This window comes from Natrinema versiforme JCM 10478 (genome assembly GCF_000337195.1).
Classification (GTDB): domain Archaea; phylum Halobacteriota; class Halobacteria; order Halobacteriales; family Natrialbaceae; genus Natrinema; species Natrinema versiforme.
In genome coordinates this window covers 8,641-24,322 of the sequence record NZ_AOID01000010.1, presented here as the reverse complement: position 1 = coordinate 24,322, position 15,682 = coordinate 8,641, and the positions used below count along the sequence as shown (strand labels likewise).

At 65.6% G+C, this 15,682-nt stretch carries 15 protein-coding genes and 1 pseudogene; 10 read left to right on the top strand and 6 right to left on the bottom strand.

Going from position 1 to position 15,682, the window contains the following annotated elements:
- The coding region (locus tag C489_RS02665) for a DUF3267 domain-containing protein (RefSeq protein WP_169331181.1) at positions 1-609 on the top strand (609 nt) is incomplete at its 5' end.
- Between the two features lie 70 nt (positions 610-679).
- Positions 680-967 (top strand): PadR family transcriptional regulator, encoded by a 288-nt coding sequence (locus C489_RS02660; protein WP_006429582.1) that lies wholly within the window; start codon positions 680-682, stop codon positions 965-967.
- Positions 968-992: 25 nt separating this feature from the next.
- Here C489_RS02660 and C489_RS02655 read toward each other — a convergent pair whose 3' ends face one another.
- On the bottom strand, positions 993-2,138 hold the full coding sequence (locus tag C489_RS02655) for an acyl-CoA dehydrogenase (protein ID WP_006429581.1): 1,146 nt from the start codon (positions 2,136-2,138) through the stop codon (positions 993-995).
- Between the two features lie 170 nt (positions 2,139-2,308).
- Entirely contained in the window at positions 2,309-2,950 is a 642-nt protein-coding gene (locus C489_RS02650) for an SDR family oxidoreductase (protein WP_049890524.1), read from the bottom strand.
- 159 nt (positions 2,951-3,109) lie between these two features.
- Between C489_RS02650 and C489_RS02645 the strand changes: the two genes are divergently transcribed.
- Both C489_RS02645 and C489_RS02640 read left to right on the top strand, forming a co-directional pair.
- Entirely contained in the window at positions 3,110-4,156 is a 1,047-nt protein-coding gene (locus C489_RS02645) for a phytoene/squalene synthase family protein (protein ID WP_006429579.1), read from the top strand.
- 55 nt (positions 4,157-4,211) lie between these two features.
- Positions 4,212-4,631: a thiol-disulfide oxidoreductase DCC family protein gene (locus tag C489_RS02640; RefSeq protein ID WP_006429578.1), complete on the top strand. Its 420-nt coding sequence runs from the start codon at positions 4,212-4,214 to the stop codon at positions 4,629-4,631.
- Between the two features lie 49 nt (positions 4,632-4,680).
- Here the strand turns inward: C489_RS02640 and C489_RS02635 are convergent, their stop codons facing one another.
- Together C489_RS02635 and C489_RS02630 are read right to left on the bottom strand one after the other, a co-directional pair.
- Positions 4,681-5,970, bottom strand: coding sequence for a hypothetical protein (locus C489_RS02635; protein ID WP_006429577.1), 1,290 nt, complete (start codon positions 5,968-5,970; stop codon positions 4,681-4,683).
- A gap of 154 nt (positions 5,971-6,124) precedes the next feature.
- Positions 6,125-6,979, bottom strand: coding sequence for a 3-hydroxyacyl-CoA dehydrogenase family protein (locus C489_RS02630; RefSeq protein ID WP_006429575.1), 855 nt, complete (start codon positions 6,977-6,979; stop codon positions 6,125-6,127).
- Positions 6,980-7,082: 103 nt separating this feature from the next.
- On the opposite strand from C489_RS02630, the gene C489_RS02625 reads away from it, so the two are divergent.
- From C489_RS02625 to C489_RS02615, 3 genes are all read left to right on the top strand, one after another.
- On the top strand, positions 7,083-7,856 hold the full coding sequence (locus tag C489_RS02625) for a hypothetical protein (RefSeq protein WP_006429574.1): 774 nt from the start codon (positions 7,083-7,085) through the stop codon (positions 7,854-7,856).
- A 177-nt stretch (positions 7,857-8,033) separates the two neighbouring features.
- Positions 8,034-8,828 (top strand): class I fructose-bisphosphate aldolase, encoded by a 795-nt coding sequence (locus C489_RS02620; RefSeq protein WP_006429573.1) that lies wholly within the window; start codon positions 8,034-8,036, stop codon positions 8,826-8,828.
- 1 nt (position 8,829) lies between these two features.
- The gene (locus tag C489_RS02615) at positions 8,830-9,699 is read left to right on the top strand and encodes a class 1 fructose-bisphosphatase (RefSeq protein WP_006429572.1); all 870 of its coding nucleotides are present in this window, start codon (positions 8,830-8,832) and stop codon (positions 9,697-9,699) included.
- Positions 9,700-9,703: 4 nt separating this feature from the next.
- Here C489_RS02615 and C489_RS02610 read toward each other — a convergent pair whose 3' ends face one another.
- Positions 9,704-9,961: a hypothetical protein gene (locus C489_RS02610; RefSeq protein ID WP_006429571.1), complete on the bottom strand. Its 258-nt coding sequence runs from the start codon at positions 9,959-9,961 to the stop codon at positions 9,704-9,706.
- Positions 9,962-10,030: 69 nt separating this feature from the next.
- A complete protein-coding gene (locus C489_RS02605) occupies positions 10,031-11,230 on the bottom strand; it encodes a hypothetical protein (protein ID WP_049890522.1) in 1,200 nt (399 codons plus the stop codon).
- A 505-nt stretch (positions 11,231-11,735) separates the two neighbouring features.
- Between C489_RS02605 and C489_RS02600 the strand changes: the two genes are divergently transcribed.
- The 3 genes and pseudogenes from C489_RS02600 to C489_RS21825 all read left to right on the top strand — a co-directional run.
- Entirely contained in the window at positions 11,736-13,538 is a 1,803-nt protein-coding gene (locus C489_RS02600) for an acyl-CoA carboxylase subunit beta (RefSeq protein WP_006429569.1), read from the top strand.
- Between the two features lie 214 nt (positions 13,539-13,752).
- The gene (locus C489_RS02595) at positions 13,753-14,103 is read left to right on the top strand and encodes a DUF5658 family protein (RefSeq protein WP_006429568.1); all 351 of its coding nucleotides are present in this window, start codon (positions 13,753-13,755) and stop codon (positions 14,101-14,103) included.
- Positions 14,104-14,316: 213 nt separating this feature from the next.
- Positions 14,317-15,669, top strand: a pseudogene (locus C489_RS21825) (RNA-guided endonuclease InsQ/TnpB family protein); the annotation flags it as partial.
- Between the last annotated feature and the right edge of the window lie 13 nt (positions 15,670-15,682).

Below are 15,682 nucleotides of genomic sequence, written 5' to 3'. Positions count from 1 at the left end.
CTCGCGCCATCAGAGATGTGTATAAGAGACAGGCCGTACGCCTACGCCGAGACGAGCGGGGCGAGCTACACGCGGAATCAGTTGCTCGTCGCCCTGCTCGCGCCGTTTGCGGTGATCACAGCCGTCGGACTCGCCGCGATGGTCGTCTTCCCCACGCCGCTGTTGATCGTCCCGTTGGCGGCGAATGCAGCCGGCTCGATCGGCGACCTCTGGATGGCCGGGGTTCTCTGTCAGTACCCCGCAGACGTTCGCGTTGGCGATCCACCCGGCGGTGTTCGCGGGTTCGGTATCTACGGCGCTGAGGAGGGGTCCCCGAGCCGCCTGCCGGGGACGCCGCTCCTCTCGCGATTCCTGCGGGGAAGTGTCGCTACCCTCGCCGTGGTCGCGGCGTACGCGCTCCTCGCGGTGTTTCTCTCGCTCGCCTTCGGCTCCGGTGACGTCGTCCTCGGCGATCCCGACGGCGGCTGGCTGCTCTTTCGCCACGACCGCCGGCCCGGCGGTACCGCCTTCCTCGAACTCGGCGATCGCGCCCTGCTCGGGGTCGCCGCCCTCGGCGGCCTCGTCTGGACCCTCGTCGCGACCGTCCGGCAACGGCTCGAGCGCGAGTAAGTGTTCGCGGGCCGCCCCCGCGGGCAGGGAAACCGTAACGCTCGAGCGGTCGCCGCCCCGACACCTCGGCATGAGCAAGTGGCTTCGGAGCGGTCGCCGACGAGACATCTGTTTCCTGCTCGCGGCGGCGGAGGACGGCGAACTGCGCGGCCAGCAAGTAAAATCCCGCCTCGAGTCCCACTACGACGACCGGCTCGAGCCGAAATCGTTCTACGGCTCGCTGTCGGCGCTGGTCGACGCGGGCTTCGTCGAGAAACGGACGGAGGGATTACACGATGTCTACGCGCTGACCGACGGCGGCGCACAGCGGGTGCAAGACCACTACGCGTGGGTACGTGACTGTCTCGAGGACGAGTGACGAGGCGAAGTCGGCGACGGAGCCGCTACTCCTCGAGCAGTTGGTCGCCGATCGTGTTCCGCAGCACTTCGCTGGTACCCTCGTAGATCTCGTTGAGCTTGGCGTCGCGGTAGAACCGCTGGGCGGCGAAGTCCTTGGTGTAGCCGTAGCCGCCGTGGATCTGGATGCCCTCGTTCGCGACCTCGCGGCTGACTTCGGACGCGTAGAGCTTGGCCTGGGAGGCGTCTTTGATGTAGTCTTCACCGCGGATCTTCTTGTCGGCGGCCTTGTGCATGAGCATCTTCGCGGCCTGGATCTTGGTGTCCATGTCCGCGAGCTTGTGTTTTATCGACTGGAACTCGCCGATGGGGTGGCCGAACTGCTCGCGCTCGTTCGCGTAGTCGCGGGCCTCCTCGAAGGCCGCGCGGGCGATGCCGACGCCACGGGCGGCGATCGTAATGCGGCCGCCGTTTAACGTTTTCAGCGCGTGGACGAAGCCTCCGCCTTCCTCGCCGAGCCGGCGCGATTCCGGAATTCGGAGGTCGTCGAACCGGAGTTCGGCGGTTGGACAGCCCTTGTCGCCGAGTTTCTCCTCCGTACCCTCGACGATGAAGCCGTCGTCCTCCTCGGGCCGGACGATAAAGGAGGAGATGCCCTTGTTTCCGGCCTCGGGGTCGGTCTTCGCGAAGAGCGTGACCGTGTCGGCCACGGAGCCGTTCGAGATCCAGAGCTTGCCCCCGTTGATGACGTACTCGTCTCCCTCCTTCTCCGCGACGGTATCCATCGCCGGCACGTCACTGCCCGCGCCGGCCTCCGAGAGCGCGAACGCGCCGATATCGCTCCCTTCGGCGAGCGGCGTCAGGTACTCCTCTTTCTGGGATTCGTCGCCGAACTCGTAGAGCATGTTCCCGGCAAGCGAGGTGTGGGCGGCGACGATCGTTCCCAGCCCGCCCGAGCCGCGAGCGATCTCCTCGAGCCCGATCGCATAGGAGTGATAGTCCAGTCCGGCACCGCCGTACTCCTCGGGGAAGGGCATTCCCATCAGCCCGAGGTCGGCCATCTCGCCGACGAGGTCGGCGGGGAACTCGTCTTCGTGGTCGATCTCGTCGGCGACGGGGACGACCTCCTCGTCGACGAACTCCGAGACCATGTCGCGAATCTGTTGCTGTTCGGTCGAGAGTGCGAAGTCCATACACCGGACTGCGTGTCCTCACGTCTTTATAGTTCGCTCTTCGGCAGCGGCCTCGAGGCGACACGGCCTCCCGATCTCGGTCGGAAGCCGACGCTACCCGTGGTGACGATCGGTGTGCGAGCGACCGGAGTCGAGCGCACGGAAGACTCGATGACTGCGAGCAACGCCTGTTACTGCGAACAGAACCACTCGAGGGCCTCGCCGATCGGCTCGTCGCCCGAGAGAATCTCGAAGGTCTCCCCAATGAGGGCGTCGTAGTCGAGCGTGGCCACGAGGGTTCGGGCGACGTCCTCTCGGGGGATGTCCCCGGCGTCCAGCCCGATGTCTTCCCCGATTTCGATCGTCCCGACCCCAGAGTCGTTGGTCAGTTCCCCGGGACGGACGATCGTGTAGTCGAGGCCGCTCTGCCGGAGGTACTCGTCGGCCTCCGCTTTCGCGGTCAGGTAGTCCTCGAGCGCGTCGGGACCGGCCTCAGGGTCGTCGGCACCCGTCGAACTGAGCATGACAAAGCGGTCGACGCCGGCCTCGCTCGCCGCATCGATCAGATTGATCGCTCCGTCGCGGTCGACGCCGTAGACGTCCTCGCCGCCGGAGCCGGCCGCGAAGATGATCACGTCACAGCCCTCGACAGCGTGGTCGACGTCCGCAGTCAGGTCCGCGACGACCGGCTCGCCGCCCAGGTCCGCCACCTCGTCGGTCTGGGAGTCGTCCCGAACCATCGCTCGAGCGGTGTGCTCGCTCTCGCCGAGTTGTTCCGTAATGTGCTGTCCGACCTGTCCGTGAGCGCCGGCGATGAGTATGGTCCGAGTCACGGGTGCGTTTCGTCCGTCGACACCATACGAATTTCGTCGGAACACGCCGGGAAGCGAGCAGCCGATCGACCCGACCTCGAGTCGCGATTGCCACCGATCGGAAGAGTACGCCGCGACCGCGGCGTTTTTCCCCGATGGTCACGAAACTAACTCGAGTAGATGACCACGGGCCAGCCCGAATCCCCCACCGACGCCGACCTCGAGTGGTGTTATGACGCGGTTCACGGCGTTTCGCGGACCTTTTCGATCACTATCGATCGGCTCGAGGAGCCGATGGCGAGACACATCTGTCTCGGCTACCTCCTCTGTCGAATCGCTGATACGATCGAGGATGCGGGACATATCCCGCCGGAGACCCAGACCGAACTGCTCGCGACGTTCGATCGGCTGCTCGATCCGGACGAGTCCGAATCTGTCGGGGCCTTCATGGACGACGTCGAGCCGTGGATTCCGGAGGACCGCACCGACGACTGGGAGGTCGTCGCCGAGACGCCGCGGGTGTTGCGAACGTTCGAATCGCTCAAGGAGGAGCCCCGAGAGATCATGCGCGAACCCGTCCGCGAACTCGTCGACGGCATGGCGATGTTCACCGATCGGTACGCCACCGAGGGCGGACTGCGCCTCCAGACCATCGAGGAACTCGAGGAGTACTGCTGGTACGCCGCCGGCACCGTCGGCACCCTGATCACTGGGTTGGTCGCTCGCGGCACCTCCAACGAGCGGGCCGCAGAGATGCGGGAGAACGCCCGTTCGTTCGCGCTGCTCTTGCAACTGGTCAACATCGCGAAAGACGTCGAGGACGACTACCACGAGGAGAACAACGTCTACCTCCCCGCCGAGTGGCTCGCGGCGGAGGACGTCGACGTCGAGGCGGTCACCGACGAGGCCCACCACGGTGGCGTCACGAACGTCATCCAGCGGGTGACAGGCCGCGCCGAAGGCTACCTCGACGACGCCCAGCGCTACCTCGAGGTCGTGCCCGAACACCACGGCAACCGGCTCTCGGCGTGGGCGATCCCCTACCTGCTCGCGGTCGGGACCCTCCGAGAACTGCGCGAACGACCGGAAGACGTCGTCCGCGAGGGCGACGTGAAGGTCTCTCGAGCGGAGGTCTTCGCGCTGCTCCAGCAGTTCGAGGACGGCGTCTCCCGCTCGCGGCTGGACGAACTCCGCCGCAAGATGGCCGAACAGCCGCTCCACCAGTAGCGACCCGCCGCCGACCGGAACCCTGAATTGGGACCGGTCTCTACGTACAGTACCGATGAGTTCGGATACGCCGGACGGCCCGATCATCCTCTTCGACGGCGTCTGTAACCTCTGTAACGGGTTCGTCCAGTTCATTCTCCCCCGGGACACGGAGGGCAAATTCCGCTTTGCCTCTCTCCAGTCCGATGTCGGCACCGAACTGCTCGCCGAACACGACCTCCCGACCGACGAACTCGAGTCGATCGTCCTGATCGAAGGCGAGGACAGTTACGTCAAATCGGACGCGGTCATCCGCATCGCGCGGCACCTCGGCGGCCCCTACGCCCTGCTGGGTCCGTTCCGCTTCCTCCCGCGCCGGCTCCGGAACTGGGCCTACGACTTCGTCGCCGCGAGGCGCTACCGCTGGTTCGGCAAAAAGGACCAGTGTGCCATGCCGCCGGCGGACGTCGATGTCGGCGCGCGATTCCTCGAGTAGTTCGGTGTCGAGACGCTCGTTGTCGAGTGTGATCTACCGACAACGAGCGTCAGTTAATGCCGAGAGCGAGCCGTCGCCCGAGCAGTGCGAGCGGATAGCCGAAGGCGGCGACGCTTCCGACCCACGGCAGTAGTAGGAGGCCGTAGACGGCCGACCCGTAGCCGAACACGGAGACGGGTGCGATGCTCGCGATCGCGACGATCGGGGCAAACACAACGACCGCGACGAGCGCGATCGGGAACCGCCCACGTTCGGCGGCGTACCCGATCGGCAGACAGAGCGCGGTAGCCGCACCGAAACAGAGCGGGAACGCGTACACCGGCGGGCCGGTGAACAGGAGGGTTACCCCCGCGGCGACGACCGTCGCGAGGATCGACAGCCCGACCAGCCCGCGGGTCTCGAGTCCGGCCCCGAACCGGCGCGCCGTACTCCCGAGCAGGGCGTAGCCGACCCCGAGCGCGGCCAGCGCGAGGGCACCCGGCGCGGGACCGGCACTGGTCGCGGCCACGCCGACGACGAGGAAGCCGCCCGCGCCGACGACACCGACGGCGACGATCAGCCGCTCGAGTGTCGCGGCGTCGACGGCGTCGATCCCCTTGTCGATTCGACCGATTGCGACGGCGACGAGTCCGAGCAGGAGACCGGGGAGGAGACCGCCGCTGACGCCGTGGTCGATCGCCGTCGGGCCGGTCTCGAACCCGAGCGTGGCGTAGCCGGTCACCGTGCCGCGGACGCCGCCGTCGCCGTAGGTGACGTACGTCTGCCTGTCGAACCCGGTATCGGCCGTCCACGTCGCGGCGTTTCCGTCGACTGCGGCGACGGGGACGCGGTTCGTGATTTCGGTGCCCTCGGGCGCGTGGATCGTCACCCGATCGGCCGCCAGCCCATACCGGGTGTTCGACGTGCCCGCGGCGAAGTAATCGACGAGCCACGCGTCGCCGACGCCGCGGCTCGCGACATCGTTGACGGTGTAGTTCACGACGACCGTCTCGCCCTCGAGGCTCGAGTCGACCGCTCGAACGTCGCCGGCGGCCGCGTGGGAGCGCACCCACGCGTCGTCGACCACGGCCTCGAGTGCGGTGTCGTTGGTCCGGTATCGCTCGGCAGCCGACGAATTGACGGGGACGCGAGCCAGCCACCGCGAGTCACCGGTTTCGTCGATGTAGATGTCGAGCGTGCCCAGTTCCGTCGCGCCGTCGATCTCGGCGTCGTTTGCGACGTGCGGGCCACAGACCCCACAGAGCTGCGTCGGCGGGGGTGCGCCCGCGACGGTGGCGAGGCCGCCGATCGCGACGAGGCTACAGCAGAGGGCGAGGAGCACGAGTCGGGCGGGTCGCATCGTCTCCGAGTACGCGTATCAATTGTAAATAAATTAGGCTCGGTTGAAGTGTTCCCGAACGCTCGAGCATGATTGCCTGGCAGCCGACTATCGGGTCTCTGCGTCGGTACAGGAGAGCACGCGTCTCGAGTCGAGCGACTGCGCGATCACCCGACTACTCGTACTCGTAGAACCCTTTTCCAGTCTTCTTGCCGAGGTCACCGGCTTCGACCTTCCGCGTGAGGAGGTAGGCGGGCTTGTATCGGTCGCCCAGTTCCTCGTGGAGCGTCTCCGAGGCGTGGAGACAGACGTCCAGCCCGATGTGATCGGCGAGAGTGAGCGGCCCCATCGGGACGTTCGTCCCGAGTTCCATCCCGCGGTCGATGTCTTCCTTCGAGGCAACGCCCTCGTCGTAGGCGCGGATTCCCTCGTTGATCCAGGGCATCAGGATGCGGTTGGTGACGAAACCGGGCTTGTCGTCAGCTTCCCACGTGGTCTTTCCGAGGTCCTCGGCAACGTGGTGGGCCAGGTCGGTCGCCGCCTCGGTCGTCTTCTCGCCGACGACGACCTCGACGCCCTCCATGATCGGCACTGGGTTCATGAAGTGGAGCCCGATCACCCGCTCGGGGGTCTCGAGATCACTCGCGATCGACGTGATCGAGAGCGTGCTCGTGTTCGTCGCCAGCAGGATGTCCTCGTCACAGACCCGCTCGAGGTCCGCGAAGACCTCCCGTTTGACCTCGAGTTCCTCGAGGGCGGCCTCGATGACGAGGTCGCAGTCCCCGAGGTCGTCGAGAAGCGTCGTTCCCTCGATCCGATCGCGGATCGTCGCGGGCTCCTCCGCCAGGTCGCCGCGGGAGTCAAGCCGTCCGAGGCTATCGTCGATGGTGTCGAACCCGTTCTCGACGAATTCGGATTCGATGTCGCGCATCACGACGTCGTAGCCGGTGGTCGCTGCGACCTGTGCGATGCCGCTGCCCATCGTCCCTGCGCCGACGACGCCGATCCGGTCGATCTGCTCGCGAACCATACGGACGCTACCGCGGACGCGGCCGTAAGCGTGCTGGTGGGTCGCGCGGCGAGGATAAGTTTCAAGACGAGACAGTGTGAGCTACGGACAACCGGTGGATCGTGTGAGCAAGAAAGACGTCGTCACCGACGCGGGAACGGGGACGCCAGCCGAGAACGAGGGCGAGGGGAGCCATATCGTCGATATCGGTATCACCGTCGACGTGAGCGACGACGGGAACGGAGTCGCCGACGCCGGCGGCCACGAGGCCGTCGAACTCGAGTTCGACGAGGATGACTTGCTCGAGGCGACCGACGCTGCAGCCGACGCGGCGGCTGGTTCGGTGTCGACGCTCGAATCGACCGCGACGGCGGCACGCGGAGCCATCGAACCCGCGGAGTCCGACGCGCTCGAGGCGGTCGATATCGACCCGGAGACGATCGCGGACAAGGAGTATTCCTATCGGATGTTGCTGGACCGGGGCGTCGACGAGCCGATCGCAGACACCCTCCGCCGGCGCTATTCGCTGCCGTGGTCGTTCGAGAGCGACGGCGACCTCGATCGACGCTCGGACGAGGTGCGCGGCCTCGGCGACGCCGAGCGCGAGTGGATCGCCGTCAGCGGGGACGACGACTGGCAGGCCTTCGAGTACGAGCACTCCGAACCCATCTCAGTCGGCCGAGAGCGGCCCTCGGAGCGGCCGTATCCGAAGCCGACGCCGATCACGGCGGTCACGGGCGTCGGGCCCGACGACGCCGACGCGCTGGCCGAGGCCGGCGTCCGCTCGGCGGAGCGGCTGGCGGCGATCGACGCGATGGCGATCGCTCGCGCCCTCGATCTGAACGTCTTGCACGTGCGGACCTGGCGACACAACGCGCGTGAACTGCTCGGCGACTGAGTTTCCGCCGACTCGAGCCGCTCGTTGTGACCACGACGAGGGCCGGTTTCGACCAGATAGTGTTTAGTTCGATATAACGATTGACCGCCGAAAACCGGCCGACTTACTACTGACATACTCAATTTCGATAACCCGGACCATCAGAGATTTATAGCGGCCTGTTGGACCGTCTAACAGATGATTCCGATCGACGACTCTCCGATCGTTCGCGACGGCAAGTCACTGATTCTCGCGATGGACCACGGGTTAGAGCACGGTCCCGTCGACTTCGAGGAAGTCCCGGAGAAACTCGATCCGTCGACCGTCTTCGAAACGGCGACTCACGACGCGGTCACCTCGATGGCCGTCCAGAAGGGGATCGCGGAGGGGTACTACCCGAGCTACGAGGACGACGTCAACCTCCTCCTAAAGCTCAACGGGACCTCGAACATGTGGATGGGCGAGCCCGACTCCGCGATCAACTGTTCGGTCGACTACGCGGCCGAGATCGGGGCCGACGCGGTCGGCTTTACCGTCTACAGCGGCTCGAACCACGAGGTCGAGATGTACGAGGAGTTCCGCCGCGTCCAGGAGAAGGCCCGCGAGTACGACCTCCCCGTCGTCATGTGGTCCTATCCGCGCGGACAGGGGCTCAAAAACGACACCAAGCCGAGTACCATCTCCTATGCGACCCGCATCGCACTCGAGGTCGGGGCCGACATCGCGAAGGTCAAGTACCCCGGCAGCACCGACGCCATGGAACACGCCTGCAAGGCCGCCGGCGACATGAACGTCGTCATGAGCGGGGGCTCGAAGACCTCCGACTACGACTTCCTTTCGACCGTCGAGGCCGCGGTCAACGCCGGCGCAAGCGGCCTCGCCGTCGGCCGCAACGTCTGGCAGCGCGAGAACCCGACCACGATCCTCGACGCGCTCGAGGAGGTCATCTACGAGGAGGCCACCGCCGACGCCGCACTCGAGGCCGCCGACTAGGATGACGGTGTCCGATCCAGTCGTCGAGAGCGTCGTGGCGACGATCAGTCGCTCGGCGACCGAGATTCGGCAGGGACTGATCGGCCGCCGCGGAACGGTCGACGAGGAGAATCCAAGCGGCGAGACCCAAGCCGAGGCCGACATCTGGGCCGACGAGTTGCTGGGCGACCGACTCGCCGCGATCGACGGCGTCGGCCAGTACGCGAGCGAGGAGCGAACCGAGATCGTCGATTGCGGGGCCGATCCGTCGGCGGCGGAGAGCTATGCAGTCGCCGTGGACCCGCTCGACGGCTCCTCGAACCTCAAGTCGAACAACACGATGGGGACGATCTTCGGCGTCTACGACGCCGCCCTCCCGGCTCGCGGCGAGACCCTCGTCGCCGCCGGATTCGTCCTCTACGGGCCGATTACGACGATGGTGATCGCGACCGACGAAACCGTCACCGAGTACGAACTCTCCGGCGGCGAGCGAACGGTCGTCGACCGCGACGTGACCCTCCCCGCGGAGCCGGTCGTCTACGGCTTCGGCGGTCGCGTCCCCGACTGGCCCGTCGACTTCCGCGAGTACGCCCGCGAGATCGAGTCCGAACTCAAACTCCGCTACGGCGGCGCGCTGATTGGCGACGTCAATCAGGTGCTCACCTACGGCGGTACCTTCGGCTACCCCGCCCTCGAGTCCCGACCCGAGGGCAAGCTCCGGTTGCAGTTCGAGGGGAACCCGATCGGCTACGTCGTCGAGCAAGCCGGCGGTCGCTCCTCGGACGGGACACAGTCGTTACTCGCCGTCGACCCCGACGCGTTACACGACCGGACCCCGGTCCACGTCGGCAACGACGACCTGATCGAACGACTCGAGGCGACGCTCGCGTAGCGGCTCAGGTCTCGCCGGTACCGTCTTCATCGCTCCCGATCCACGCCGCCGTTACGGTGACGTAAATCGCGACGCCAAGTATGAGCAGCGCGTAGAACACCCAGCGGGGCCACGCGGTCTCGAGGAACAGCAGCGTCAGAAAGAGGACCCACAGCGAGACGGCGAGCAGGTCGCCAAGCAGTCTGAGCAGTCCGCGTACGGCGACGCTGACGGTGCTTCGATCGCGACCGGGATCCCTCGAGCGGGCGGTGTCGCTACTCATCTGTGGTCGGGTTGGGCGGATCGACGGAGTTTGTCGGCCCGGTGTGTCTTGCCATCGATCCCGCGGCGGTTAGAAGTGATAGCCATGTTTCTCGGTTAATCGGTAGGCACCGACGCCCCAGACGTAGCTCTGTCCGGGCCACCAGGTGCGGGCGTTGTTGAACCCCGCGACGAGCACGTCGCCGTCCTCGCTCTCGGGGTCGCGGTGGTAGCTCACGGAGCCGCTGTCGCCGTCGGTCAGGTCCATCTCGCCGCCCCAGCGGATCTGACCGCGGCGACAGAACTCGTCGGTAAAGCAGGTGACGGCGTCGACGCCCTGGATCTTACCCGTCGTGTGGCCGCTCAGGGCACCGACTTTCTCGAGTTCCTCATCGCGGGCGACGAGGTCGGCGAGACCGAACTTGGTGTACTGGCCCCGAACGCGGGGCTGTGACGGCGCGTCGATTCTGCTCGCGGGTTCGACCCGGCCGTCGGGGGCGATGGCGGCGATGTCGTCGACGGGGTGGTAGTCGGCAACGGTCCCGATTTCGAGCGTCTCGTCGCCCTCGCGGGGCAACAACAGCGAATCGCCGGTTGTGTCGCGGTCGTCGCCGAAGGCGTGGTCCGCCGTCACGAAGAACCGACGCTGGCCGTCGGGGTGGTACAGCGCCGGCCCGAGCGTCGCCATGCTCGAGGCCGTCTCGCAGGCGACGCCGCTGGGGACGCGGCCGTCCGCAGTGAGATCGGCGATTCGCGGCTCTCTGGGCTCGGCGTCGTCTTGGATGTCGCCGATATCGATGATCGTCTCGGAGTTGATGTCGATTCCCGCCGCGAGCTCGTCGAGTAACTGCCCCAGGGAGTGGCCGTCACTCGAGAGGCCGACGGAGACGGTAGCGGTCCCGCTCTCGTAGCTGCCGGGGATGACCGCGCTCCCGAGGTAGCCGGTAAAGGCGCGGCGGGCCAGCAGGTCGTTGACCTCGAAGGCCGTCTCGACGGCGGCGTACCACTCTGCGGGGACGTGGCGCGTTCGCTCCCGGATCGACCACGGATCGTCGGGGTCGTCCCTGACGAGGGCGGTGACGACGGGGACCTTGCCGTCGTCGGCCGCGAGGAAGTCGTCGACGCCGAGCCACTGGGCCATCCCGACGGCGAACCCGCCGGTGACGACGGTTCGCAAGAACTCTCGCCGGTCCATTCCCGACTCGAGCCGATTGCGAAGCGTCGCGAGCCGCTGGACGAGACGCCCGGAGTCGGCCGTCGACGGACCGCAGTCGTGATCGCCGGTCGTTATGCGCCCCGTTCCGCCAAATCGTCTGTTCACGGACACGGGATCGGTAACCGTCGAAACCAACGGCAAAATTGACGAAAGGGGTTCTGCCTGCAGCTGCCGCCGAAGGTAGCACTCCCAGTAGACAGTCGTTTCCACGGGTTTTCTGCCGTCTCTGGGAATCGACGATCCGTCCGCAGGACGCCGGCCATTCCCGCTGGCAATACCATCATATAATAGCTGTACGACTGAACGCGAGCGTTCGTGTCACGCGGCCGTTGAGTACGTGTTGTCTCCGTGCTGGTGACCACGGAGGCAGAACGCACCTCTCGATCGGTCCGCGCCGGCCGCGACGGCACACCCTCCTCATGCCCTCGCGACGAGCGCCGCGATCAGCCGCGCTCGATCCGGCGCGGACCGCTCTCTCCTTTCATCTCTGTGCCTCGAGCCCGCGAGCCGACGGGGCGGCCCGCTCGAGCGATCGCGAATCGGGGAAAACGGTATCCGGTCGCCCGACACAGGCAGAAGCATGCGAGTTCGTATCGCGGCCGGTGCCGACGACGAGGAGGCTGCGGCGATCGCGGCCGCGCTGGCCGATCACGTCGGCGAGACGGTCGAGGTCTACTGCGGCGACGAGACCGAACCGACGGTAGTCCACGAGATCGACGGCGAGACCGATATCCCGGCCGGCGAGGGAGCGGCGGCCACCGGCGGTGTGCCGGCTCACGAGTCCGACGGCGGCGATCTCGGCCCGACCGAGCGCGAACAGCGATTGCGGGACGAAATCGCGGACATCCTCGAGGGCGGCCCCGAGAAGTACAGAGAACAGCTCGCCGAGGAGGGGAAACTGTTCGTCCGCGATCGGCTCGAGCTGTGGTTTTCCGGCGCGGACAGCGAGTTGCGCTTCGAGGACGGCATGTTCGCGGCGTTCGATGACTGGCACTCGAGTGGAGCGAACACTGACGAGGACACCGACGACCGGCTGCCGGCGGACGGCCTGATTACGGCAGCGGCGACCTTCGAGGGACGGGACGTCCACGTCATGGCCAACGACTACACGGTCAAGCGCGGGAGCATGGCGGCCAAAGGCGTCGAGAAATTCCTCCGGATGCAACAGCGCGCGCTCAAGACCGGCAACCCCGTGTTCTACCTGATGGACTCCTCGGGCGGCCGGATCGACCAGCAGACCGGCTTCTTCGCCAACCGAGAGGGGATCGGGAAGTACTACTACAACCACTCGATGCTCTCCGGGCGGGTGCCACAGATCTGCGTCCTCTACGGGCCCTCGATCGCCGGCGCGGCCTACACGCCGGTTTTCGCGGACTTCACGATCATGGTCGAGGGAATGTCCGCGATGGCGATCGCGTCCCCGCGGATGGTCCAAATGGTCACCGGCGAGGACATCGACCTGCAGGAACTCGGCGGCCCGCAGGTCCACATGCGCGAATCGGGCTCTGCGGACCTGATCGCCGACGACGAGGAACACGCCCGCGAGCTCGTGGCCCAGTTGATCACCTACCTCCCCGATAACGCCGACGAGACGCCGCCGAAACGGGAGCCGACGGCTCCGGCCGAGTCCCCCGAGGGGATCGACGCCATCGTCCCCCAGCAACCGAACAAGGGGTACGATATGACAGACGTTATCGACCGCATCATCGATGCGGGTTCGTACTTCGAGTTACGCCCCGATTACGGCCCGGAGATACTCACGGCCTACGCCCGGATCGACGGCCGGCCGGTCGGCATCGTCGCCAACCAGCCCGCCCACCGCGCCGGGGCGATTTTCCCAGACGCAGCCGAGAAGGCCGCGGAGTTCATCTGGAAGTCGGACGCGTTCAACATCCCCTTACTCTACCTCTGTGACACGCCCGGCTTCATGGCCGGCTCGCAGGTCGAGAAAGACGGCATCTTAGAGCAGGGCAAGCGGATGATCTACGCGACCTCCTCGGCCACGGTGCCGAAACAGACCGTCGTCGTCCGCAAGGCCTACGGCGCGGGGATCTACGCGATGGGCGGGCCCGCCTACGACCCCGAGAGCGTGATCGGGCTCCCCTCCGGCGAGATCGCGATCATGGGACCCGAGGCCGCGATCAACGCCGTCTACGCCCGCAAGCTCGCCGAGATCGACGATCCCGACGAGCGGGAACGGATGGAACGAGAACTCCGCGAGGAGTACCGCGAGGACATCGACATCCACCGGATGGCCAGCGAGGTCGTCATCGACGAGATCGTTCCACCGAGCGCGCTGCGCGAGGAACTGGCCGCTCGCTTCGACTTCTACGCCGATATCGAGAAGTCGCTGCCCGACAAGAAACACGGAACGATCCTCTAGCTGTGCAGTCGGCGATGCGATACTTCCTCACTTTCTCGTCTGCGAGTCCCCAACCCAGACCACTCTGCGCTGCTCGAGCGGCCCGAAGCGGCGGTTATGACGGCTTACCGACGATCGAGCAGCCCCTACGCTTGGCATAACAATACCCCGCGTGCTGGAATCGACGCCCGTTCCCGAGGGCGCGACGAGCCGGTTCGATTCCGGCGGGGAGCCTATGAGTTCCGAGGGCGCGTTCCTGCGCCACCGCTTGCCGGGCGACGTGACGCCCGTCGATCTCGAGCGACTGCTCTGGGCGGTCGTGATACTGGCCCTGCTCGCCGACGTCGTCACGACGTTCGTCGGCCTCCATATCGGCCTGTCCGAGTCGAATCCCGCCGCTCGCGGGGCGATCGAGAGCCACGGGCTGGGCGGGATGCTCGCGCTGAAGGGCTTCGCCATCGGCGTCGGACTTGTCTGTCGACCCCTCCTCGAGCGGGAGTATCGAGCGATCGTCCCGGCCGGCCTCGCGCTGCCGTGGCTGGCCGCCGCGGTGCTTAACGTCTACACGATCGCGAGCGTTCTCTGATCGGCCCGACGCGGCCAGCCACACGAACCCGGTAAACGGCGAGATCGAGATCCACTGAGCGACGGGTCGATTACGGAGAATCGAGGAGAAACCCCCGTGCTTTAGCGCGGGGATGAATCCGACAAATCACTTCACAATCAACCACCGATAGCCAACCCAAGTCTCCAACGGCAATCTATACATTTACAAACAAATATTTCGTACAAAGGAATTATGAAGCGAGACAACCAGTTCAACGTCCGCCCGCGCTCCAAGAAAGAACGTGAGGTGTTCGTTCGCTGGTTGGATGCTTCTGCAAGTCTCTGGAACGAGACAAACTACGCTCGCCGCCAAAAATTCCTCGAAGACGACGAAAACGTCTGGGACGCCGATACCGGCACTCTCGAGGGCAAATACAAAGGCATCCTCAGCAGTTCAGTTGCCCAGCAAATCATCCGCAAGAACTCGGAGGCGTGGCGGTCATTCTTCNTCTGGGACGCCGATACCGGCACTCTCGAGGGCAAATACAAAGGCATCCTCAGCAGTTCAGTTGCCCAGCAAATCATCCGCAAGAACTCGGAGGCGTGGCGGTCATTCTTCAGTAGCAACGAGAAGTACCACGCCGGGGAACTCGATGACAAACCGTCGCCACCGGGGTACTGGGGCAACGAGGAAGACGGACGAGTCCTCCGAACCTACGTCCGCAACGACCAGTACACCCTCGAATACGGAAAGCGTTCCCGGCTCGAAGTCCCGATTGGCTCCGAACTCAAAGACGAGTACGGATTCGGGTACAGGGAACGTCTCCGGCTCGAAGTCGCTGGTGACCCGAAGTGGAACGGCGAGCAAGGCCGACTCGAACTCGTGTACAACGAAACCGCAGACGCGTTCAGGGCTTTCCAACCAGTCACCGTACCTGATTCTCGACTGGATTCACCACTGGCTTCGGAAGAAGCCGCTCTGGACGTTGGCGCGAACAACCTCGTCGCCTGCACAGTATCGACCGGCTCACAACTCCTGTACGAAGGACGCGGCCTGTTCGAGCAGTTCCGTGAAACCACAGAACACATCGCAAACTACCAGTCGCTCCTTGACGACCAGCACACGTCCAGCAAGCGTATCGACCGCTTGTATCGAAAGCGCACGAATCGACGTGACCACGCCCAAGACAGCCTTGTTCGAGACCTCGTTGAGCGCCTGTACGATGACGGTGTTTCGACGCTGTACGTCGGGGACATTAGAGGCGTTCTCTCGACGCACTGGTCACCAGTGGTGAACGAGAAGACGCACAACTTCTGGGCGTACCGCCGATTCATCAACCGCCTCGAAAGCGTGTGCGAGGAATACGGCCTCACGGTCGAGGAGGAATCCGAGGCGTGGACGAGTCAGGAATGCCCGGAGTGTGGCGAGCGGGACGCGACGGTTCGCCACGAGGACACACTGACGTGTTCGTGCGGATTCGAGGGACACGCTGACCTCGTGGCGTCGGAGTCGTTCCTGAGACAGCAGAACAGCGAAGTAGGGGCGATGGCACGCCCTGTGTACCTCAAGTGGAACAATCACGACTGGCGGGACGACCATAGCCCGCCCTCCATCGCAG

Bases quoted from the DNA above. Each gene is read 5' to 3' on its own strand.
- C489_RS02660 (WP_006429582.1), top strand. From the start codon at position 680: ATGAGCAAGTGGCTTCGGAGCGGTCGCCGACGAGACATCTGTTTCCTG.
- C489_RS02655 (WP_006429581.1), bottom strand. From the start codon at position 2,138: ATGGACTTCGCACTCTCGACCGAACAGCAACAGATTCGCGACATGGTC.
- C489_RS02645 (WP_006429579.1), top strand. From the start codon at position 3,110: ATGACCACGGGCCAGCCCGAATCCCCCACCGACGCCGACCTCGAGTGG.
- C489_RS02640 (WP_006429578.1), top strand. From the start codon at position 4,212: ATGAGTTCGGATACGCCGGACGGCCCGATCATCCTCTTCGACGGCGTC.
- C489_RS02635 (WP_006429577.1), bottom strand. From the start codon at position 5,970: ATGCGACCCGCCCGACTCGTGCTCCTCGCCCTCTGCTGTAGCCTCGTC.
- C489_RS02630 (WP_006429575.1), bottom strand. From the start codon at position 6,979: ATGGTTCGCGAGCAGATCGACCGGATCGGCGTCGTCGGCGCAGGGACG.
- C489_RS02620 (WP_006429573.1), top strand. From the start codon at position 8,034: ATGATTCCGATCGACGACTCTCCGATCGTTCGCGACGGCAAGTCACTG.
- C489_RS02615 (WP_006429572.1), top strand. From the start codon at position 8,830: ATGACGGTGTCCGATCCAGTCGTCGAGAGCGTCGTGGCGACGATCAGT.
- C489_RS02610 (WP_006429571.1), bottom strand. From the start codon at position 9,961: ATGAGTAGCGACACCGCCCGCTCGAGGGATCCCGGTCGCGATCGAAGC.
- C489_RS02600 (WP_006429569.1), top strand. From the start codon at position 11,736: ATGCGAGTTCGTATCGCGGCCGGTGCCGACGACGAGGAGGCTGCGGCG.
- C489_RS02595 (WP_006429568.1), top strand. From the start codon at position 13,753: ATGAGTTCCGAGGGCGCGTTCCTGCGCCACCGCTTGCCGGGCGACGTG.